This window comes from Halalkalicoccus sp. CGA53 (genome assembly GCF_036429475.1).
Lineage (GTDB): Archaea > Halobacteriota > Halobacteria > Halobacteriales > Halalkalicoccaceae > Natronorarus > Natronorarus salvus.
Genome location: NZ_CP144125.1, coordinates 3,236,545 through 3,257,813, shown reverse-complemented (window position 1 = coordinate 3,257,813; position 21,269 = coordinate 3,236,545). Strand labels below are relative to the sequence as shown.

The 21,269-nt window shown below is 50.4% G+C and carries 15 protein-coding genes and 3 pseudogenes; 5 read left to right on the top strand and 13 right to left on the bottom strand.

Annotation, left to right across the window (positions count from 1 at the left end; genetic code table 11):
• Window positions 1-129: 129 nt before the first annotated feature.
• On the top strand, window positions 130-897 hold the full coding sequence (locus V2L32_RS18625; protein WP_331234061.1) for a hypothetical protein: 768 nt from the start codon (window positions 130-132) through the stop codon (window positions 895-897).
• An 823-nt stretch (window positions 898-1,720) separates the two neighbouring features.
• On the opposite strand, the gene V2L32_RS18620 is transcribed toward V2L32_RS18625, so the two are convergent.
• The 5 genes from V2L32_RS18620 to V2L32_RS18600 form a co-directional block, all read right to left on the bottom strand.
• Window positions 1,721-2,668, bottom strand: a complete 948-nt coding sequence (locus tag V2L32_RS18620) for a glycosyltransferase family 2 protein (protein ID WP_331236637.1) — start codon at window positions 2,666-2,668, stop codon at window positions 1,721-1,723.
• A gap of 685 nt (window positions 2,669-3,353) precedes the next feature.
• Window positions 3,354-5,894, bottom strand: a complete 2,541-nt coding sequence (locus tag V2L32_RS18615; protein WP_331234060.1) for a right-handed parallel beta-helix repeat-containing protein — start codon at window positions 5,892-5,894, stop codon at window positions 3,354-3,356.
• 299 nt (window positions 5,895-6,193) lie between these two features.
• A complete protein-coding gene (locus tag V2L32_RS18610; protein WP_331234059.1) occupies window positions 6,194-7,048 on the bottom strand; it encodes a ParB N-terminal domain-containing protein in 855 nt (284 codons plus the stop codon).
• Between the two features lie 121 nt (window positions 7,049-7,169).
• Window positions 7,170-7,532 (bottom strand): transposase, encoded by a 363-nt coding sequence (locus tag V2L32_RS18605; RefSeq protein WP_331234058.1) that lies wholly within the window; start codon window positions 7,530-7,532, stop codon window positions 7,170-7,172.
• Window positions 7,533-7,624: 92 nt separating this feature from the next.
• A complete protein-coding gene (locus V2L32_RS18600; RefSeq protein ID WP_331234057.1) occupies window positions 7,625-8,200 on the bottom strand; it encodes a helix-turn-helix domain-containing protein in 576 nt (191 codons plus the stop codon).
• Window positions 8,201-8,468: 268 nt separating this feature from the next.
• On the opposite strand from V2L32_RS18600, the gene V2L32_RS18595 reads away from it, so the two are divergent.
• Window positions 8,469-8,678: a hypothetical protein gene (locus V2L32_RS18595; RefSeq protein ID WP_331234055.1), complete on the top strand. Its 210-nt coding sequence runs from the start codon at window positions 8,469-8,471 to the stop codon at window positions 8,676-8,678.
• A gap of 335 nt (window positions 8,679-9,013) precedes the next feature.
• Here V2L32_RS18595 and V2L32_RS18590 read toward each other — a convergent pair whose 3' ends face one another.
• The 6 genes and pseudogenes from V2L32_RS18590 to V2L32_RS18565 all read right to left on the bottom strand — a co-directional run.
• Window positions 9,014-9,904 carry a ParB N-terminal domain-containing protein gene (locus V2L32_RS18590; protein ID WP_331234054.1) on the bottom strand — a complete coding sequence of 297 codons (891 nt, stop codon included), beginning with the start codon at window positions 9,902-9,904 and terminating at the stop codon, window positions 9,014-9,016.
• A gap of 391 nt (window positions 9,905-10,295) precedes the next feature.
• On the bottom strand, window positions 10,296-11,051 hold the full coding sequence (locus V2L32_RS18585) for a hypothetical protein (protein WP_331234053.1): 756 nt from the start codon (window positions 11,049-11,051) through the stop codon (window positions 10,296-10,298).
• A gap of 409 nt (window positions 11,052-11,460) precedes the next feature.
• Window positions 11,461-11,640, bottom strand: a pseudogene (locus V2L32_RS18580) (IS6 family transposase); the annotation flags it as partial.
• A gap of 302 nt (window positions 11,641-11,942) precedes the next feature.
• Window positions 11,943-12,758: an IS5 family transposase gene (locus V2L32_RS18575; RefSeq protein WP_331234052.1), complete on the bottom strand. Its 816-nt coding sequence runs from the start codon at window positions 12,756-12,758 to the stop codon at window positions 11,943-11,945.
• Between the two features lie 219 nt (window positions 12,759-12,977).
• Window positions 12,978-14,177, bottom strand: coding sequence for an IS4 family transposase (locus V2L32_RS18570; protein ID WP_331234051.1), 1,200 nt, complete (start codon window positions 14,175-14,177; stop codon window positions 12,978-12,980).
• Window positions 14,178-14,231: 54 nt separating this feature from the next.
• Window positions 14,232-14,800: pseudogene (locus tag V2L32_RS18565) on the bottom strand (IS6 family transposase); the annotation flags it as partial.
• Between the two features lie 354 nt (window positions 14,801-15,154).
• Between V2L32_RS18565 and V2L32_RS18560 the strand changes: the two are divergent.
• The 3 genes and pseudogenes from V2L32_RS18560 (at window position 15,155) to V2L32_RS18550 (ending at window position 18,381) form a co-directional block, all read left to right on the top strand.
• Window positions 15,155-16,633 (top strand): flippase, encoded by a 1,479-nt coding sequence (locus V2L32_RS18560; protein WP_331234049.1) that lies wholly within the window; start codon window positions 15,155-15,157, stop codon window positions 16,631-16,633.
• Between the two features lie 45 nt (window positions 16,634-16,678).
• Window positions 16,679-17,361 (top strand): annotated as a pseudogene (locus V2L32_RS18555) (IS6 family transposase).
• 606 nt (window positions 17,362-17,967) lie between these two features.
• On the top strand, window positions 17,968-18,381 hold the full coding sequence (locus V2L32_RS18550) for a sugar-transfer associated ATP-grasp domain-containing protein (RefSeq protein WP_331234048.1): 414 nt from the start codon (window positions 17,968-17,970) through the stop codon (window positions 18,379-18,381).
• Window positions 18,382-18,464: 83 nt separating this feature from the next.
• On the opposite strand, the gene V2L32_RS18545 is transcribed toward V2L32_RS18550, so the two are convergent.
• Both V2L32_RS18545 and V2L32_RS18540 read right to left on the bottom strand, forming a co-directional pair.
• The gene (locus tag V2L32_RS18545) at window positions 18,465-19,445 is read right to left on the bottom strand and encodes a glycosyltransferase family 2 protein (protein WP_331234047.1); all 981 of its coding nucleotides are present in this window, start codon (window positions 19,443-19,445) and stop codon (window positions 18,465-18,467) included.
• Window positions 19,446-20,160: 715 nt separating this feature from the next.
• Window positions 20,161-20,991 carry a F0F1 ATP synthase subunit gamma gene (locus tag V2L32_RS18540; RefSeq protein WP_331234046.1) on the bottom strand — a complete coding sequence of 277 codons (831 nt, stop codon included), beginning with the start codon at window positions 20,989-20,991 and terminating at the stop codon, window positions 20,161-20,163.
• Between the last annotated feature and the right edge of the window lie 278 nt (window positions 20,992-21,269).

The following is a 21,269-nucleotide window of genomic DNA, read 5'->3' as shown; positions in this document are numbered from 1 at the left end:
TATTGTACAAATACCCTAAAAAAAGCTAAAACTACAAAGGAGCTGACGTCCAATATTGTTTAACTATGAATAGTAAAGTGGTTCTGAAGAAGCAAACTGATTTATATCACGTAACAAAACAACATCGTCATGACCTCCCCTTCCAACTACGAGTTCATTGGTATCTCTGGGAGCGGAAAATCAACGCTCGCGAAAACCGCAGTTCGGAATATTCCAGACGCACGCGCCGCAAGGGACGTTTATTTTGAGTCGGTAATGGATGGACCCGCGAAGAATATCATGCCATTGCTTTTACGTTTGCCAGGGAAAATTGGAAGAAATGTTCTACGTGCATATCCACGACTCCGAAATAGGCCTGTATACTCATACCACAATTTCGCAACTGAGTACCCGGATTTCGCACAGACTGTCGAACAAATCATAGAAGAAATCGAGGTTGACGACCATGACCGCGTTCGTCGATTGTTGATCAGAAGAGCTGTGCATTATGGTGCTATCAAAGACGAGGACTCATCAATTGTCTTTGATGAAGGATTCGCGATGGGTGCGGTTTCGATGTTCTCACGTAGAAACGATGAACCTGAGAAGCGGTTGGTCGACCAATACATGAACGTGGTCCCTTTGCCGAGGATCTTGGTACATGTTGATGTCAGACCTGAGGTAGGATATCAGAGGGCGCGGAGACGACCCGAGGGGCTACCGAGTAGCATGAAGAAGCTTTCGGAATACTCGCGGAAAAAGCGGTTTGCAACTATGGCCAAGTGTGTTTCAACAGTTGGAAAACTGGCTGAAGAACGTGGATTAACGGTTGTCAGGATTGATAATACCGGCTCACTTTCTAATACAAAACTAACACTTATACGGGAACTAAACTCGCTGGCTAGAAACCAATCATAAGTGATGTGTTCGTAGGGAAAACGCTCTTAGATTGAGGATTGGGTCAACTATTGCAGTAGATGGAAGTCACAGCGGGCATGGGTGACGCGAACACGCCACCCGACGAACGATGTTCTATTCAAGTAGGTGTCTCGTAGCGTCGCGCGGAGAACCTCTGGATGAGGACACGCTTTTACCGGTGACGCTCTTGCGTAGCACATGATTGATGGAGCGCAGTCTTGCGATTTTCCGCTAAGTGCCAAGAGTTGAGCTATGGGCTACGAACCGCTCTACATCCAAACCTCGGCTCAGTCAGGAACGAACCGAACTGTATCAACAATCTTCTACGGATAAGCGTACCGGTGAATAGGTCGTCCATTGTGACGACGAGTACGTTGATGGAGACGTCCACTGAGTACCTGCAAGAGCCATGACCAGCTGGTGCGATCCTGGCTCTTACTTTATGAGGTATCTCAAAGGATGAATCCACACCATACCTCTGAGCCTTTCACCTCCGCCGCCGCTTCTACGAAGACTAGGGATAGAAGCATTAAAACCATCCTCGAAATCGCGCTATGACTTACCAACAATCTCCGTCACAAAAGCAAACATGATATTCTGTTGATGCCGTCTGCTCAAGGACGGGTCCGATTATCGCTTTCACAGCAAGTGAACGCCTCAATTAACGCTTTTGTGAAGTGTTCATACTAAACAAATTTCAACCGCTCCATTTATTTGGTTGGCATTTCTCATCACTTCTGAGAGTAAGAATATTTATATATTGATAAGGGATCGACAACATCAATACTTTTTTATAGAATAATAATCATTCTGCGTATTCAATTTATTTATTTAGTTTTAGAGCTAGCTTTTTGTACTTCATTCCTAGCCTGTATCCCTTTGGTCCGCATAGTGCTACTGTAAAGTACAGATAAGGTCCCAAACGAAATGGATAGTAAAGAATTGATTTAAAGAGGTATTTCCTGGCGTCAGAAAAATATTTGTATTTCACACCTGATCTACCAACATGAAACATCATCTGGGACATAAACCTTCGCTCACAGACCCAACCGTGGTCTCTAGCCATTGATCGGTATTTCTCGATCCAGTATGGAATCGCGACATCACGTTTCATTTCGAAGTTATTACTAATGCGATCTGGCGATCCTATTCGTCTAATAAAAAGCGGATCAGGAATGGATTCGAAGGTGCAAGAGGTAGATAGCTGGAGAAGCCAGTCCTTATCTGTGTAAAGCGGACAGTTCTCATCAAATAGTCCCCCCTTCTCAACTGCCTCCATCCGGGCCATGATACCCGATGTCGGCGATAGTTCTCCACCGGAGAGTATATATTCGGTTAGATCACCGCTTGCGTCGGACGAACTATAGCCTATGATTTCCCCCTGTTCGTTTACTTGCTTATGCCCGGTAAATACGACCCCAACTTTATCATCTGATTGTTGAAACGTATTTAGTTGTCGCTCCAGCTTCTCTTCTAACCAAATATCATCATCGTCCAAGAGGGCGATGAACTCTCCCCCTGCTTCCTTGATTCCGGTGTTTCTTGCGACGTTCTGTCCCATATTTCGATCATGCCTCAAGTAAACTATATCTGAAATACTACTAAGATCAACATCTGAAATCGCTTCTTTAGCCGATGGTGTAGAGTGATCATCAACGATGATTAACTCAATATTATCGATGGTTTGGTTATGAACGCTTTTAACGGAGCATCGCAAGCGTTCTGGTCGATTGTATGTTGGTAATATAACACTAACAGTATGGTTTAACATTGTTGTGTAGTGTCTTCTCAATTTTGTTTAATCCCGCTTAGTTCTAAATTATCAACTTTCATCGGTTCACTAGGCCACTTTAATAAGACATTGGTTTTCAAGCTTTGTAAACGTTCTCGTGTCCAATACACATCGATACCTCACTTTGATGGATGTGCCTAATACGTCTTGGATACAAATCATATTGGGACATATATCAAAGGTTATATATCTATCGATGTTCGGTTAAGTGGAGGAACCAAGAATCTTCGCTCTGTTGACAAAGTTATCGTGGTAGACTGCGTGGGAGAGGTTGTGATACCCGAACTCTTCTCACTCTCATGTGACGCTCGTCAACAGAGAAATCACGCCAATTTCTCAATGAATGAGTGGCTGGTGCCTTCACGAGGCCATCCTGTGCTTAACCAAACACCAATGATACATATACATGACATCCCAATAACCGATATAAGCCCTATGATTTCTAGTTGGGAAAATTAAGATAATATCATACGATGGTAGGCCGATCGTTAAATTTATTGTCAGCCATTAGTAAGTGGTCCTTGTAGAAGATCCGGCCAAAAAGTCGCGACTTTCTCCTCATGGGTAGAGAAGGGGTATTTAACCGTAGAATTTGGCGCGCCCTACATAATATTTCTGAGAGTATGGCCAATTCTAAAAATCCGACGAATATCGAACTTAGAAGCTAGAAATTGAAATTATTGAGGATCTCGTGGGAACCGGCCGACGAATTCTCGATAACATCGTCACCTAAATCATATCCAACGTTGCCCATGATGACGTTATTCTCGCTCTGGAAATCTTCAGCGTCGTTTAGTTCGATCCCTCCCTTGTTCCCATGGTCTCTGAATACGTTGTTCGCAATGAACGAATCCGAAACCGATTCGAGTTCGATCATATAATTGAAGCCACTCTGTGTGGCCATCTCATTATTCGTGAACCTTAAGTTTCTTATATTTCTGAATCGGTACATGGTCGAGTTGCAGTTTTCCGAGTAGTTGCCCGAAACTGTCACTTCGCCTATTTTCCCATCAGATAGGTTCCCTAGATGCAGAACTTGGTTGTTAATACCCTTGATAAAGTTGTCAGTGAAGTGAATATGGTCGATGTTTTCGCTCGTCGTCGGGCGAAGAACGGGGACGGAGATGTCAAAGAACTCGTTGTTATGGACCTTGATGAGGTCGTAACCATCATCGTCGAGTCGCATGAGCCAGTTCCGCGAACCTCGAATGACTTTGTTGTTGATGAAGATGATGCGTTGATCGACCCACTCGCCACGGTCCGAAGTGAGGCCAGCAGACCCACCGCAGTAAAACTCACAGCCGTCGATGACGATCTCGCGCGCTCCGGTATGGATGGCAAAGTTACGCGGTTGCGAGAACATACAATCGCTTATTCGACAGTTCCACTCGTCGCCGTGGGTGTCGATTTGCGAACTCTGTCCGCGAAGGAACCGACAATTGGAGACGTGCGTCCGGCGGTTCATCGAATTAGATCCACCGGAGACGTGAGCGACACCGTGACGATTCTCGTAAAACCGACAGTTGTGGATCTTCGTATGCGCCGAGCCGTACTGAACCGAAACGCCATAGCCAGCGCCCTGTTCGCGCATATCCGAAAACCGGGAGTTCCGAACCTCGCCCATATATGACCTATCCATCATAACGCCCCGACCGCCGAACGTCTCCAGATCGACGGATTCAATAACGGGATTTTCGAGCTGCCGGCAACGAATTGCTCGGTAGTTCTCGCGCGGTTCCGGGCCGGTCATCCGAAGCCCCTCTATCGTGACGCTATCGGCTGGGATATGATTGACGTGGATGTCGTAGGATGTGTCATACTCCCATTCCATTGTGTCCATCAACAGGACTTCGCCAGATGCGATACCGTAAAAGGGGTCACTATCAACGGACTGGATTTTATGCAGTTCGCCCAGCGGACGCTCGTCGCCCGTTCCGATCCGATCGATCTCCTCGTCAGAGTAAAACTCTAAGAGATCGCCCGGCTCCATCCCACTAGTTGATTCCAGTGTGAGTATCTCTTCTTCTCCGAAATCTATGTCGGTGACTTCGATTCCTGAGGAGGCCGTCCCAGCCACGCACTGTATATGCGGGTCGCTCGACATCGTGCACTCGAAGTGCGCGCCGTAGCCGATGAGATGTTTATAGTCAGTGATTTCTATCTCATCATCGAGGTTATAGTGGCCCCGGACGCAGATCGTGCCTCGTGTCGGCGTTGCGTCGATACCCTGTTGGAGCGCTGTTACTGCGTTCGACCCGCTATGCACTATATCACCACTATCATCGAGGACAACGTACTCTCCTGGGTTATCCTCGTAAACCAAAATATCCGTTGAGAGAGCGGCCGTCCCTTCGATCGACCCGCCGCCGTTCGATGACGTCCCGCTCACGCGGGCGGGTGTCGATGCGAGTGGTTGTTTTGTCAGGAAGTCATATTCGGCCCATTCATCCTCCGATCCGACGCGAGCGTACCAGCCGAAGCCGCCGTTGTGGACATCGGACTGCTCTGGATCAACGATCAAGTCCTGCAATGCGTTGTCGTCGGTGTCATAGATCCGGCCGATGAGTCGACCATCGAACTCGACATCGAGTTCAAGGCGGTAAAGCGTGTCTGCCGAGAGGTTGACGTCTGCGGTCGTCCCACCGACAAACCCATCGCTATACTCCATGATCTCAATCGAATCTCGATCGAGGTTCATTCTGAGGACGAATCCATCTGTGATCGTACCGTCGGAGAACGAGGTAAGAACGGCGAAGCCGAACTCGCCTCTCGAGCCGTTGTCCTCGCCACGCACGTACGCGGAGTAGCTAAATCCCCGATGGGTCTCGGAAACGTCACTGATAAGATGATAGGATTCGGTGTCGGAGAGGCCGTCCGGTGCATCGAAACGAAGCATATGGTCTCCCTCGATATCCGAGGTGACTAGACTCCACCGGTCCAAATCAGTAGATTCGTCGCCATAGTGATCCAGTGACCCGGCATTGAACGCTTCAGTGATCGGGCCCTTAACCGGTGCTTCAGTCGGATCATGAAGGAACTTCTCGAATTTTGCTGTCGCCCCAATGTCACCGCTTTCCTCGATCAGTTGTTCGATTTCGTGAATGTCGCTATCGATGAGAACAAAGTTTTCATTTAGGGGGTTGTGCCAATCCTGCTCGCCGTGATCAGGTTTGTTGTAACCCTTGTGTTCGGTTTCGTCACTCATAGTTATTCCCTATTACTCTTTAAGTTACACCGGATGTGTTCGCTAAACGCTCTTAATGGTCCCTTCACTATCAAACAATTTCGTGAAGAACGAAATCGGATGCTACCGCTTATATTTTGATCCCTGTGTTCTAATTGCCGATCGTTGTACCTAAATCGCGAATGAAGGGTCTGATGCTGTGTCTGTAAGCTATTAATTGGCTCCATACGTTCACCTTTCGAATATCCATTTCAATATATGTGTCTTGTGGGCAAACCATGTAGAGAAGCGAATATCGGTTGAAAAAATAATTCACGTAATTATTTCTCCGTCGAACCTTGGGTAATATCGTATAAATCGGGATGGCATTTATAAAGAGAGAAACGATCAGAATTATCTCTTTTACCCTTCATTTTGTTAACATAATCGTCTCGTACCTCCTGCCAATGGAGGTGGCGTGTCCTAACAACTACCGGAATTGATTCAATATCTAATAACTTCGCGATAGCGAGACGGTGTCTACCATCGTGTCTGTGTAAGATTTGACCATCACGGCCGATTGTTACTTTGACTTCGTCCAATTCAGGATGCAAAATTTCTCCCGATTTATAAAACAAGTGGGAGTGTTTTAAAGGATTTTCCTTAATGATTGTGCGTTGGGGCTGGTACCCATTTTTTCGGATCGTCTCGTACAGTTTATCGATCTCTTTATACCTTGCTTCGAGCTCTTCAGCACTTGCACATCCTTTTGATGTCTTCCCACGCCGAATTCGATTTACCTTTTTTTGGAATCGCTGCGTTTCGGTCCAGGGCACGCCGTGTTTGAAATGGGCGGTGATACCCTCTAGTCCTTCAATTAGTTCGGTGGATCGGTCCCAATTGCCATCTTCAACACGCCCCCATCCATACCCTGTTGTAGTTTTCTCGCCGTACTCGATTTCCGATGGATCTACCCAGATGATCTTGAATGGGTCCGCATCGGTGAATTTTTGTGGCTGAAGCCGGCGCCTGAAGGCCACATACTTGCGATATAGCGGGCGAGGATCGTCAAGTCGGGATAGTAGACGGATAACTTTTTTAACAATCTCTTCATGGATGTATTTGGCCGTCTCATCAAGAAGTGGTTTTACCCCACCGTGTTGACCAAGACGGATGGCTGTGTTAACTCTCCCCATACTTTGTGCCTGTATATGTCCACTCAAAATATAAAGGTAGCCACATATTGTCCGTAATAGGTACTATCTAATTCAACGACTTTCAGTATTGAACATTCGGTACCACTCTGACCGTTAGGGTCTAGCACAAGCGATTGATGTCGATGAAGGAGCTGAGTCGCTGTGTCAGTTCGAGGAACGTTGCTTCGACGAGAGCGCGGAACTCGTCCGCGCTCTCGGTCGATATCGGGGAGAGATACCGTTTCAGGCTGTTCCAGACCGGCTCGATTGGTTGGAGATGCGGCGAGGCAACTGGAAGAAACACCGGCGAGATACCGAGTTCTTCGGCCTTCTCACGTGTGTAGGTACACGTGTGCGAGGAGAAATTGTCCAAGACGAGTAGAATCCGACCGGTCGGATTCTGCTCGCGGATCGTCTCGAACACCTCGCCGATCCGCTCTTTATGCAACGACTCTAGTGATCGGAGCACGCTCGTTCCGTTCACGGGTTAGAAGCCAACAGCGGCGGTTTTCACCTGCGGCATCTGTTTGACGAGTCTGGGCGTGCCGAACGCCCAGACTCGATGCTTATTATCCGTCAGCATCGGCCACGACGCGTCGAAAGAAGCCCAATATAGCCGGGATCAGCGGCCTCCTCGAGAGAGTCATCTGCTGTCTCGCCGAGCGCCTGGAAGAGGCGCTCGGAGAGCAGTTCTTCTGCATTCTCCGGTCGGGACGGCGTCTCTGGACGTGGAATCGCGTAGGACATACGGTAGGTGTTACGGAGCAGTCGCTGGATAGAGCCAGAATGATAGCTGATTCCGAACTCGTCTTCGATCAGCTGTTTGATTTCGGCAGTTGTCCAGGGTTGGCCGTCTTCGAGGAGGCGTTGGAAATCTCGTGCTTGTTGGAGGGAGAGCTTCTGGGGCTGGCCGCCCCCGAAGCCCGGGATCAATCCATTTTGGGCGTTTTCGTTCCATCGTTGAAGCCACTGACTGCCGATTCCTTGGGTCGCTCCGACACGCCAGGCAGCTTCTTCGATTGTATCGCCTGCGTAGAGATTCCGCACGAAACAGAGACGGCGGACGACACGTCGATCGTCCGCCTTCTTGATCGCGTCGTGTAATTCCTCGTCGGATAGATGCCGCTCGAGATATGCTCGCCGATTACTCATGGCTCTTCTGCGGGCTCTGCCATCGAAAACTAGCATTCAATCCTAACGGTCAGAAGCGGCCGCTAGTGGGTCTATTAGTGCATCTCCAAAGAATCAGGGGGAGGGGGTTCAAGAAGAAGGCAAGATCGAGTGCTCGCACGTGCCGATTTGGCGGTGGATCGTACGTTTCGGAAGTCGACTCTCCGCGACGGGTCGCCGGCCTGTCACGCAGCTTCTCGGTCGAATTCTGGTCGATGAGACGATGATTCGCCAGGGTGGTCAGCGGTTCGTGCTGTTTGCGACGGTCGATCCGGAGAGATGGGTGGCGGTCCATCTCACGGCGTATCCATCGAAAAGCTATCTCACGACACGCTTATTCTTCGCGGAGTTCGAGCAATTGTACAGCGAGCTGCCGAGGACGGTGATTATCGAGGGGATACGCGAATACGGAGCCACCATCCGGCGGGTCTGTATTCGCCAGGTAGTGATCCCGCACTGACTTAGAAATCAGATCGGGCGGTGGCTTCAGGAGCTGAAACGTTGGATCGACACGTTCTACGCATCGTTTTCCGGGAAGAAGATAACAATGACAAATCACTCGTTCCATCCGTTAAGCTGGTTCTGGAACACCTGCTTATATTCACGCTGCCCCCAAGAGTGGCCGTTTACTTCTAATACAGGACTCGAACGTTCACTCATCGGACTATTTCGACCAGCTGGAGACTGCCTTGGCCCCGTCTTTTTTATTCTATTTAATAATCCCCATATATTTAAATAAATATTAATATCTACATTTTACTTTAATTTATTATTATATATTTATATAACTATATATTATTGAAATTCACTTAAATCAGGATGGTAAACCTTCAACTCATTACGATATATATAATCACGATGGTTCATCCAATTTCTATGTCTACAAATAAATATAACAGGGATCTCATCTAAACCCAAAATTTTGGCTATAGCCAAGCGATGTTTACCACTAGATGCGAACAACAATTTTCCATTTCTACCGATATCCACAGTAATCTCGGACTTCTTTAATTTCTTAAATGTCATCACACCCCTGTCGTAATCGTGCCATTTATTGACATCGGCACGTGTTTTATAACCGTTATTCTTAATTTCGTGGTACAGTTCATCAGTACGTTTGAAATCTAATAACAATTCCTGCTCAGAGGTATACCCGTTACTAATTTTTTCACCGATTTCGAATGCCTTGCTTGCAGCTTGAAAGTATTCTGTCTCTTTCCAATCAATACCGTGGTCGAAATGGTTCTTCAGTGCTTGATAGAACAGTGAATCCTCGAAATAGATACCATTTCTGGCACGGTTATGCCAATATCTCTTTCCATACCCTTCGGAATATACGTAATCGTCTCGTCTATCCCAATTACCGTTTTTGATCAATCCACAACTTTGTACGGGCCTCACATTTCTTCTAGTAAACTCGTTTATATCGTCTGGATCCACCCATTCGATTTTATATGGGTTAAGAGGTGCATCGTAATCGCTCGTCAAGATTGTTTTGTACTCGTAATAGCTAACCCTTAGACCGTGATAAATGGGAAAATGAGAGAGCATCGCTTCGTCCATCTTAGAAAAAATAAATTTAAATACTACGTATATAAAGTGATATATCCCTTTATTTTTCAGCGTTTTATAACCGATTTGCCCCAATGACGGTTTCTCAGTCTTGTGTTTGAATACTTCTATCATGAGTCACCAGTGTATCTCAATAGTCATATGTGCATTGGTCCTCCTTGTTTTGGACTTTTACAGTGGGAATTGAGGGAACCCTTACTCACTACAGCAAGCCAAGTCCGATGAAATTTATGTCGAAGACCTCTTCTGATCCAGTCCACTCACCATCAATAGTGACAGCAAATAAAATTAAATTTAATATGCTATGTGAAGAAATAATGTCCGTATAGAATTTGACTAATAACTCTATCTTTGACTTCTGTCGGCCGTTCTCAGTAAAAATCATTAGTTGATAACGCTATTAGATGGTATCCACGGACCAAGGAAATCCAGAAGACGATTAACTAATTCGCTGGCAGGTATATATGTATATCTATCAGATTTAAAACGCTGAAACGGTTGCATTCTACGAAATTTCATCAGTGGCTCTATTCCGATATAGCTCCGAAAGGATCACATCGTATTTCCTCCTAATTATTAGATCATATATGAGTTTATCAGTGTCGTAGAAAATATCACAGAGTAAATCTCTGAATTGATTGTTTTGTTCCGGATCGTTCCTCAGCGTTTCGACCAGCTCGTCACACCGGTTGACGTAGTAATGAGAGAAAGCACCGTCCTTATCGAAGACCTGACGGGAGATTATATGTGCGAGTTCATCACAGGGAGCGGGGACATAGAACCCATTATATGGGCGTCGCCGCTTGAAGAATTGATTGGTGACGCTTGATTTCACCGGAATACGGGTGCGGTCCTGAAGAGACTTGTATGCGAGATTGTTCCGGATGTCGATCATCAGTTCGTCGTTCACCATTTTTTGGTTACGATGGTACGAATATTCCGAACCCGTCGCCCGCTTCTGTTCGTTGCGTATGAGATGTTGGATCTTTCGAGGGGAATTAAATACGGTGGTAAAAGCAGTCCAGGGGTCTCTGACCACCTTTTTAAGAAGATAGATGTGCTTTGGAAGGGATTGGCGCTTCTCAAGCCCCAAGCCTTTACAGATCTCGATTGCTTTATCGAAATCTTGATCCTCGACATAGATGTCGATGTCACCAATTATAGTTTCGGGTAAATTTTTGTACTTTGAAGCCACAACATACGTCAGATTGAGCTCATTTAACGATTCAAATAGTTCTCGAGTGATTTCCGTCTTTGTCACTGGATATGTTCGGGGTTCTTGTGTCTGGCCGCTCTCGAATTCCGTTGATGACGTCGTTTTTTCACCCATTATGAATTTCGTGTAGTTGGTGTAGTTCTTGGCCGATTACATCAGGGAAGTGGCCTAACCTCCTGGAAGGTAGATAAGAATCGATTATATCTTCGATCAACACGTGGCTGAATACGTTCATTCCGTTACTGAGGCTCCTCTCACGGCTACTTAATATTATTCATACGCTCTTGCGTAGCACATTGTTGATGGAGCGCAGTCTTGCGATTTTCCGCTGAGTGTTAAGAGTTGAGCTATGGGTTACGAACCACTCTACACCCCGATCTCGGCTCAGCCAGCGATGAACCGAACTGTATCAACAATCTCCTACGGAAGAGCGTTATTCATATTTCGGCAGTGTCTAGATGAGGACCTCCTCAACCGGAGTGCGGTTGTCGAGCGCTTGATTCGGTCGATGAAAATTGTAGTGGTAAGCGAAGCGGCGGAGCCAACGTCTTGCGCTTTGCCGACTGCCCCGCCAATAGGTATGAAAGCGGTCGGTGCGCATCGCAAGCGTTTGAAACCACTTCTCAATCTGTCTCGTTTCGACTTGATAAGGCTTACCGAGCGAGCAACGACCCCAGTGACGGTGATCCATCAGATCACCAAACGATCAACGTAGAACGAACCTTGCCTTGTTGAACGCAAGACTGCGTCGGGGTGGGGTCGATCATTCACGGTTTTACGGCGTCAGAGACCGGTTCTTGGAGTCAGAAGATGCGATAGCTGTCGCTAGCGGTGTTTATCGAAGGGTCAAAACTATGGTATCTTGCTCCATTGTTCCGGTGACGACGGCGATGCCTCTCCCGGATACGTCCGGAGAAGGGGAGCAGGCGGCGAGCCCTAACTCGCCGCCTGTGTTAGGTTATGGACGATGCACTTCCGAGTCAGCTCCCGGAACTGGCCGTGCCAGCTCCGGGAGCGCAGCTTCTCGCCGTCGTCTTCCTTCAACTGCGAGAAGCCCGTTTCGCTCATCCAGCGCTGGTTGTAGTCCTCGTTCATCCGAGCGTTGTGCGCCTTCTGCAACGGAGTCTGTTCTCTGTGTTTGATCAACGGTCGCGTTGAGTTGGAGCGACACTCCTCTCGGAGGTCGCTCCACGAGTAATTCGCGTCAGCAGACAGTACGCGCAGGTCTTCCGCGTTTCGGCGGAAGACCTGCATCCCGATATGGCCGTCCCACGCCTTCTGCGTCGTAAAATGCACGTCCTTGATTGCCAGCGAGTTCACGTCGATCAAGATCGTCGTCTTCATCGACTGGAACGAGTAGTTCGCGCGGTCGCGGTAGTGGTAGCTGGTTTGATCGCGCTGGAAGCCGCTCGCGTCAATCGCGGCTTCACCACTCCAGCCCGCCTGCTCCGCCGACGTGCGGAGCAGGCGGCGGAGTTCACGCATCCGGTAGTCTTGTTCCCACCGACAGAACGAGCTGTAGTGCGGTGCCTCGTCGAGTCCGAACACGGCGAGGACACCGGGCATCTCGTTGAGGTAATCTTCCGTCTCGCGGAGGCTCTTCTCTAATTCGACGCGGTACAGAATTAACGCGATCTGTACCCACTCGGCGTACCCGTCCGCGCCGTCCGGCGCGGCGGGTACGTCTGGCTCGTCAACGTGGTGTTTGGCAAGATCTCGACACATCCGCGCAAGCCGTCTGAGCGATACCATATCGCCAGACGGCGTCCATTTCCCGGTTAATCTGACGGAAGATCGCTGTGAGAACGTCTGAGACTGTCGTCACTCGGCGGCAAAACAAGGCAACGAACCTGCTGAACACGGACCCAATCAGGCACCATCGTTCCGAATCAGCTTCACCGGCATGAGATTCTGCCGGCATGGAGAGTGCCGCCGCTCCTGCGGCGGCGCTCTCACCAACTCATCGGTGATTCACCCGTACGCGCGCTGGGACTGATTCCAGCGTGTGCGGATCAGCCGGAACGCTTCCGGCACGCCACCCCGCAGCGGGTGGCAGTGCCGGAACCACTCGACCAGCACGTACCCAATCAACGTACAGAACAACTCGAACAACACGCCGTTTACCGATTGTGAGTGAAAATTCTCGATGTTCGTATACTGTTTCAACTCCCGAAATAGAATCTCGATCAGTGTCCGTAGCGTGTAGATGTTCATCACGTCCACCGGATCATACTCCTCCGGAGATAGCGTCGTCAGGTACGCTATCTCCTCTCCGTCCACGTCCTCGAACACGATCCGCCGAAAGGTTTCGCCGGTCTCGGCTAGTTCAATCAGGTCATCGCGTACGTGTCGTGTTCCCGCCTCGTCAGTGATGTCGATGTCCTGGAGCGAATCCAGGACATCGACCCGAGAATCTGACTGCAACAAACACACGAACTCCTCTTTTCGCTCTTTCAACGCACAAAAGCGGTCATAGTCGAGATAACCACGATCAAACACGCGAATCGGCGAGTCGAGGTCTGCGAAGACCTCGACGTCGTCTTGGAGATGATCGAACTGTGTCGGTTCGCGTGTTTCGCCCGCTGTTACGGACACGCCAAGCAGCCCCTTGGCGTGTCCGTCGACACGTGCGGCCAAGTTGAATTTGAGGCCGCGGTCGCCTGGCTTGATCTTGGCAATGGGTTCGTCGTCATGTAATTCGCTTGGGACAGCAACCGATCTGGTGAGAGTGAGGTTTGCTCCGTCGATAGCGACGACTGCTCGGTCGAGCGATTCGAGTCGCTTGCGCTGCACAGCGCGTTGGTGATAGAGCTGGGGCGAGTGAAGCAGTTCGAAGAAGAGACGAACGACCGCGCGGTAGTCGCGGTCGTTCGTATGCCGGGAGAACGTCGATGCAGCCATTTCTTCCAGTTGATCGTGGACAGCCGTTTTCTCGGCGAGTTCAGCAAGCGAGTCAGACGGGTTGATTCCCTCGAAGATACCGACCTTGAGATGGTTCTCAAAGTCGTGCTTGTTCGTGTAGGTGCCGATATCGAACTGATCGGCGATGAACTCGCTGTCGACTGCGTCGAGCAGCGAGTAAAATTCGCTCGCAGTGGAGGCTGACTGGCTACCTTCGACGAGATTCTGGTCAAACGAACGCTGTATCTGGGATTGAACTGTTTCCGCCATCAGGCCGAATCTGACGGCCTGACACCGGATTTAAATACTCGAAACGGGACAGTTCTCAATCAGGTTTCTCTCCGAGTAATCGAGCCGACCGCTCAACCCTAATCGAGAAAGCGCAGTCAGATACCCAAAGCCATCCGCCAGAACCACCGCCTCCGAAAGATCGTGGTTCTGTGTGAGTCGATGCAAGAACGCCATCCTCAGAACGCGAAGCGTTCTGATGGGCTGCACGAGAGCTGCGCTCTCGTGAACGACGCGGGATCGGTCCCGCGTCGGCTGAACAATTCCACATCAAGCAGCAGCTTCGACTCGATGTCAATCGCCGCATACAGCCAGCAGAGTTCGCCGTCGACGCGGATCGCCGTCTCGTCGACCGCGACCCGCGTCGGCGTTGCCGACGGCGGGTCGGGCTGGCGATCCGCTAGCCGATGCGTCCACGACCAGACCGCTCCATGCGACCGTTCTACGCCGAGCCATTCGAGGACCGCGGTCGTTTCCCTCACAGACAATCCCATCGAGTGCAGGCGCACCCCGAACACCCTGATGGGTGTCGGGGTGCGCTCGTTCTCCCAAGCCTCAAGAGATTCCACGTCGAGAGTCTCTTTGAGCAGGTCTGCGAGTTGCATGATCACCACTCACCACGACCTGCTCGCTTCTCAAATCCCCTCAACTAGACACTGCCACCGACCTTTTATTTTATATTGCTGTAAAGCACCGAGTACTTCGACCCTATCAGCGGACTTAATAGAACCGTTTATATCAATTGGTATTCAGGTAAATACAGTAATTTAAAATCGACCCTCAGAACACGAGTAGTAGCTTCCCTTTTTATGAATTGATATGGGATTTGCGAACCGGTTCAGGCCTTAAATCAAAATAACATATATTAAATTCCGGTAGTCTTATATATGAATAACCAGGATGGGTGCCGGATATCGAAAGTGCTAATTGAGTGGCTATAGAAAATCATAGCTAGAAAAATGGATTTAGTGTCATCTATTATATCGGGTCTGAGATGGAAATTATTTTCTAAATTTGTGACCGCAATTACGGGAGGAATATTGACTATTATATTAGCTCGGGTTCTCGATCCCAATGGATACGGACTTCTCTTTTTCGCGTTTTCGGTGATATCAATGCTATCGTTCGTTTCAAATTTGGGATTTGGACGCTCAGCATCACGATATATTTCCGAATTTAAAGTATCTAATCCAGGACAAGTAAGACATGTTATTCGATTTGGGACGCTGTTTATATTAATTTCAACCGTAGTGTCAGTGATTATTCTTGGACTTTTTCATGCGGAAATCGCCGAGTTAGTGAATAATCCCGACGTGGCCCCCCTGCTATTACTGGGTAGTATTTTTCTCGCTTTCTCTACACTTTATTCGTATTTGGACCACTTACTACAAGGTTTTGAAGAAATGAAGATAATCTCGATAGCTAACATTGTGAACAGCGTCGGAACGCTCCTTGCGGCGGGTGCGCTGGTCATATTCGGATTTGGGGCTTTCGGAGGTATGTTGGGATATACGATAGGGTACGCGCTTTCCTTTTTAACGGCCTTCTTCCTACTATTTGTCTTTGTATATCCGAACTATGATCCTGATGAGGAGCCCGAGCCGGGGTTACCAAGACGAATCTTCGAATACAACATCCCCATTATAGCCACGAAAAGCGGCTCTCTACTCTCGAAAACCGTAGACACATTGTTGGTGGGGTTCTTTTTAGGTCCGGTCGCTGTCGGCTTCTATACTCTCGGCGAAAAGATCGTGAAGATGGTCGAAACTCCTGTTAGTGCTCTCGGCTACACGCTTGCCCCGGCATTCGGGTCGGCTAAAGCTGACGAAAACATTGAGAAGATATCTCGTATCTTCGAACAGTCTGTACTATATACACTCGCGCTGTATCTACCTGCAGCTGCAGGGATTGCATTACTCGCCGAACCCATGATCGAGTATATTTTCGGGTCAGATTATTTGGGTGCAGTTCTTGTAATCCAATTATTTTCTATATATTTAGTATTGAATTCCATTATGAAATATACGAGCGCTGGACTGGATTTTCTAGGACGAGCGCGCGAGCGTGCGATAATAAATACAACCACCTCTGTAGCAAACGTTGGCCTAAACCTTCTACTAATACCGACAATTGGAGTTGAAGGAGCAGTACTTGCGACGCTAATTACATATGGAGCATATACCTTATTGAATTTATATATAATGAATAAGGAATTGGAGATTAAGTTCAATCGGATCAGTACTCAACTGACCTATGTGCTTGGTATCACGGTTGTTATGAGCATTATTGTCATATTGGTCAGAGGACAGATACAAGGAATCGTCTCATTGTTTTCTGTGGTCATGCTCGGAATGGTAATTGTAGGTGTACTATCGTATTTGACCGGTCTTTTCGACAGAAAATTAATTGAGCGGTTTATACGAAACGACGGTGGATAGGGTACTGTCTAGTCAACGGACGAGCAGTTCTTGGGTTTGGCTGTCATGCACACCCAAGAACCGCTCACTGTTACGCTCGAACCCGATCCGCTTCAATGCTGGGCTGAGGAGAGCACCGCGAGCGCCCTGAGAGCGCTCGCGGTGCGGATCCACTCTTCGGGACTTTCGCTCCGTGAGACAGCTGCCGCCCTTGAAACGTTTGGCATCACTCGGTCGCACCAGGCGGTGTTTCAGTGGGTCCATCGGGTTGCAGAGAAGGTTCCAGACTCGCCGAGGGCGCAGCCCTCGCGGGTCGCCGTCGACGAAACTGCGGTGAAAATCGGAACCAAGCAGCATTGGCTGTACGCCGCAATCGACGTCGAGACGAAGCTATTGCTCGGTGCGTGGATCTCTCCGCGTCGAGGTACCGATCCAGCGGCCGAGTTTCTCGGCCGGCTGACCGAGAAACACGACTTGTCCGAGGCGACGTTTCTCGTCGACGGAATGGGTACCTGACCGCTCTGGCACGGTGTGATCTGCGCGGTCACCTGGACTATGTTGAGCGGAATGTGATCGAGAAGTGGTTCCAAACGCTCGCGATGCGGATCGACCGGTTTCATCAGACGTGGATGGGGCGGCGAGCCAGCGCCCAGCGCTGGCTCACCGCCTTCGTCCACTACTATAACCAACAACGACCGAATCAGGCGCTCGACAATTGCACTCCCGCCGGGGAAGTGATTAGCCGATGACTAGACAGTACCGTGGATAGTGTATTGATTGATGTGAAACAGGAGTTGGACAATTAAATACGTATCAAATCTCGCATTGACTGTTCATATAGAATCAATGATATTTTTATTGGTTAGTAACCCTCAGGTGGAATCATTGTCGAGTGAATTAATCGGCAAATTAAAAATGATTTATATACTTAATAAGAAAATATAAAAAACTCATTTTTATATACTAAGATATTAATATACATATTTTATTGAAATTATTCTCTTAATGATGAATTTCCAATTTCATTCAACGCTCTTCTGTAGCACATTGTTGATGGAGCGCCCTCTTGCGATTTTGCTCGCACATCACTGAATCGAGACCTGGCTAAAGAGATGGTCACTCTACTGATTGTGGTTCTTCGTTTGAGCCGACGATCCGTATCAACAATCTCCGCTAGAAGAGCGATGGACGAAAGACCTTAGAGCGATCCGGTCGCGAGTGGCTCGCGAAGCGGGACGAGTACCTGATCGTCGACTGTGTCGACCAGCACGAATACGCCGAACGGATCTTTCCCGACGCCTGGAACTCGATCCGGATCGTGACGATGGTCGACCCGGAGACGCGGGAACCGTTCATTGCGATGGCCGTCCACCGGTTCGGGACGCCCGAGTCAGCCCCGCTCGACAACCTCTCGGCTGGGGGGAGTCAACGCACGCGTCGATGAGGACTCCGGTAAAATGGGTCCCGTTTCGTCTCCCTTCCGTGGATCGGAGATCACCTGGCACAGAACCCATCCCACGTCGGACGAGCGAGTCGCCGGAGTGACCGTCCCGGAGTGGCCGGCGATACGCGAACTCGTCCTCGATCTCGCCGATCAGTTCTCTCACGTGTGGCAGTACGTCGGCTGGGACATCATCCTCTCGAGCGACGGCGTTCCGATGGTGATAGAAGGAAACCGCGCGAGCGACGTCGACATCATGCAGATTCACGAGCCCCTGCTCGCGGACCCACGACGACGCCGGTTCTACGAATACCACGGTATCGTCTGATCCGTAGTCCCCTTCTACCGCTTTCTGGAGACGATCTACAAGATTTTAGCGCTACAAACTCGATCAAGTAACGGAACGATCAGTTAGTCCCCGCCGTGCCAGGAGGAGATCGTCGTACGCGAGTCGATCACGCCCACACGCTGTTTGACCGCTCTCGCCGCCCGAAGCGTCCGCTTCCCCCCGATAACGGCACCAAGATACGGATAGAGCGCCGGGATGAGGGGATAGGTCGCCACCGCTTTCAGCAGCCACCGTCTGGCTTCTTCGAACTCTCCCGCGATGATCGCCCACTTTCCCAGGTTGAGGTAGAGAGAGGCGACGACCTTCCGCTCGTAGCGCCATCCATGCTCAGACGCGATCGGGAGCAGCAGGTTTTGAAGCAGGTGTTCGGAGACGTGTCGCTTTGCCCAGTAGTCGTGGCTCGTTCGGGTGGTATGATCGACGTACCGGGTAACCAGCGGCTCCGGGACCACTCCGAACCGACAGTGTTGGGCAAGTCGGATGTAGTACCCCCAGTCTACCCATGCCGAAAACCGCTCGTCGATCAGCCCCGCTCGGTCTGCGAGTTCAGAACGTATCAGAATTCTCGAGAACCCACCCACGAAATTTCCGAGAAGGATCGATCGGGACGAATCTCCGGAAATCGACCGCGTGAGCTCCCACTCGATCTCCCCGGCTGTCGTCACTCCTCGCGCGCCCGTGTATACGAGTCCGTACTCGTTGCCCAGCCGTTCGAGTGCCACGACCTGCGTTCGGAGGAACTCGGGGTGCCAGACGTCGTCGTCGTCGAGAAACGCGATGTATTCTCCCGAGGCCGCTCGGATCCCGGTGTTCCTCGCGGCCGCCCCGTTCCGGTTCGTCTCGTGACGAATCACTTCGCTACCTTCGAGTGAGTCGATCGGAAGGTCTTCGACGATCGGCGCGATCGGTTCCGGGGAGGCGTCATCGATGACGATCAGTTCGATTTGGTCGTATCGCTGTTCGACAACGCTCATTACTGCTCGGGCGAGCATCTCCGGACGGTCGTACGTGGGGATCACTACGCTCACCAGGTCATCCGTCATTAGGTATCAGGGCTCCCGTCGGTGGTCGGCGGGGTGCGGCATGCGTACTCGCTCGGTACGGAGCCAAGACATATTATTAGGAGTTGATAAAACAACCTTAGAACCCGTCTCCAGATCCCTCGATATTCGAATAGGTCTCGGTTATACTAGTTGTTTCTCCAAACTGTTCTCCAATCAGAGTGTCCTGTGCAACGTTTGAATCCGGCGAGGGACAGTAGGGTGTAGATTGGTGGAGATATCGATAGAGACCAAGAGTTGGTCGTGGGACCCTCAATCTGAGCATGCAAAACTAATGCAGATCACTCTGATTGGAGAACAATTCACTGCATCGATAGCTCACCGGTTTGTTCCCCGACTGGATGTTTCGAGAGTTCCCCTCGTGATCGTATAGCCACTTGAGAATAAATGAACCGCCGGTTCGATCGTCTGTTGTCCTGCCTCGCCATCGACGATCACCGAATGAATCCATCATTCCGCGATGGGTTCTAGAACCCCGATCGGATGACTCCTCCCTAGACACTTGATGTCGACGGTGAACGGACCGTCTATCGTTGCACGGGTGCCGACGATAGCCGATCGAGAAACTCACTGTACGGTAGCGGAACGGCGAACATAGCTGTTTCGCGATCTCGTTGAGGTAGTTGATGGGATACGAGCGGTGTGTTCGGACGGAGAGTACCGCCCTCGGACATCCCTTACCACCGACACCGTCTGTCTACGGAGTATCTTCCCCCGTGTCCTCTCGTCTCGACGGCTCTCCAGGGATCTCCGAATCCGTCGGGAGATACAGCCTCCGTTCTTTGTACCGCAGGCCGTCTTTCCTACGACTCTCCAGTCTGTCGTACAGCCGACCGCTCGAGAGTACTTTCAGTTCGTCGATGGTACGTCCTGCGAGCTTCTGTGAGTACGACTGGTCGACGCTGGGTTCACGGACTCGGATCCAGCGCGCCAACTCCCCCGCGTCGAGATACAGACGAACGCCGTTCCGACCGGGTTTCCAGAGGCCGGTCCCCTCGCGCTCGCGCCAGACTTCCGCCGCCAGTCGCATCGGCTTCGAACCTGCGGTCGATCGAAGGGTCTCGTCGTCCATCCGGGAGAGCCGCTGGATCGGCAGGAGATCCCCCTCGGTGAGAGAGCGCCCGGAGTCCCCGGCCAGTGGATCGTCTCCATCCGGAAGCCGACAGTACCGGTTGCCGTCCTCGTTCCAAAATCCCTCGATCGAATCGCCGTCGACCGCGAGCAGCGAGAGGTTCGGCTCGACACTCTCCCAACGGAGGTGGGCGTGCTTCTCGAGTTCTCGTGATTGGAGCTCGGCGATCATCTCGCGCGTGACGCTGGAGCGATTCCGAAGCGCGTCGAGGAGCGCGGCGTGTTCCGAAAGGCGGTCTTCGAGCACCGCGATGCGGTCGTCTCGCCGTCGGATACGATCTGCGAACCTCATCGTTTCGGCTTCGAGGCGATCGAGTCGGTCAGCGAGTCGATCGTCGCTCGGCTCGACGATTCCGTCGATCCGAACCCGATCGTCGCGTTCGTCCTCAGAACTCATCTCCGGAGTTCCTCCGTGTCTTCGCGTTCTCTCCCACGTCGTTCGCTCGTCGGATCGATCTCCGACGGCTCGGACGTGCGCAACTCGACGAAGCGGCGATCGTGGATGGACGGTGTGGAGAACGTAAGCGTCATACTCTGTGTCGTTTCGTCACAGGTGGTCGTGATCCGACCGTCGAGGAGGAGAGACGGTCCCGACCGGTCCGTCGGCCGAATCGAATCGGAGCCACAGGTCCGACACCGGATGGTCTCGATGGCCCATACGTACGACCAGTGCGG

Excerpts from the sequence above, each read along its gene's own strand:
- V2L32_RS18600 (WP_331234057.1), bottom strand. The coding sequence starts at position 8,200 with ATGAGTAATCGGCGAGCATATCTCGAGCGGCATCTATCCGACGAGGAA.
- V2L32_RS18545 (WP_331234047.1), bottom strand. The coding sequence starts at position 19,445 with ATGACGGATGACCTGGTGAGCGTAGTGATCCCCACGTACGACCGTCCG.
- V2L32_RS18625 (WP_331234061.1), top strand. The coding sequence starts at position 130 with ATGACCTCCCCTTCCAACTACGAGTTCATTGGTATCTCTGGGAGCGGA.
- V2L32_RS18570 (WP_331234051.1), bottom strand. The coding sequence starts at position 14,177 with ATGGCGGAAACAGTTCAATCCCAGATACAGCGTTCGTTTGACCAGAAT.
- V2L32_RS18610 (WP_331234059.1), bottom strand. The coding sequence starts at position 7,048 with ATGGGGAGAGTTAACACAGCCATCCGTCTTGGTCAACACGGTGGGGTA.
- V2L32_RS18620 (WP_331236637.1), bottom strand. The coding sequence starts at position 2,668 with ATGTTAAACCATACTGTTAGTGTTATATTACCAACATACAATCGACCA.
- V2L32_RS18540 (WP_331234046.1), bottom strand. The coding sequence starts at position 20,991 with ATGAGTTCTGAGGACGAACGCGACGATCGGGTTCGGATCGACGGAATC.
- V2L32_RS18615 (WP_331234060.1), bottom strand. The coding sequence starts at position 5,894 with ATGAGTGACGAAACCGAACACAAGGGTTACAACAAACCTGATCACGGC.
- V2L32_RS18560 (WP_331234049.1), top strand. The coding sequence starts at position 15,155 with ATGGATTTAGTGTCATCTATTATATCGGGTCTGAGATGGAAATTATTT.
- V2L32_RS18590 (WP_331234054.1), bottom strand. The coding sequence starts at position 9,904 with ATGATAGAAGTATTCAAACACAAGACTGAGAAACCGTCATTGGGGCAA.
- V2L32_RS18575 (WP_331234052.1), bottom strand. The coding sequence starts at position 12,758 with ATGGTATCGCTCAGACGGCTTGCGCGGATGTGTCGAGATCTTGCCAAA.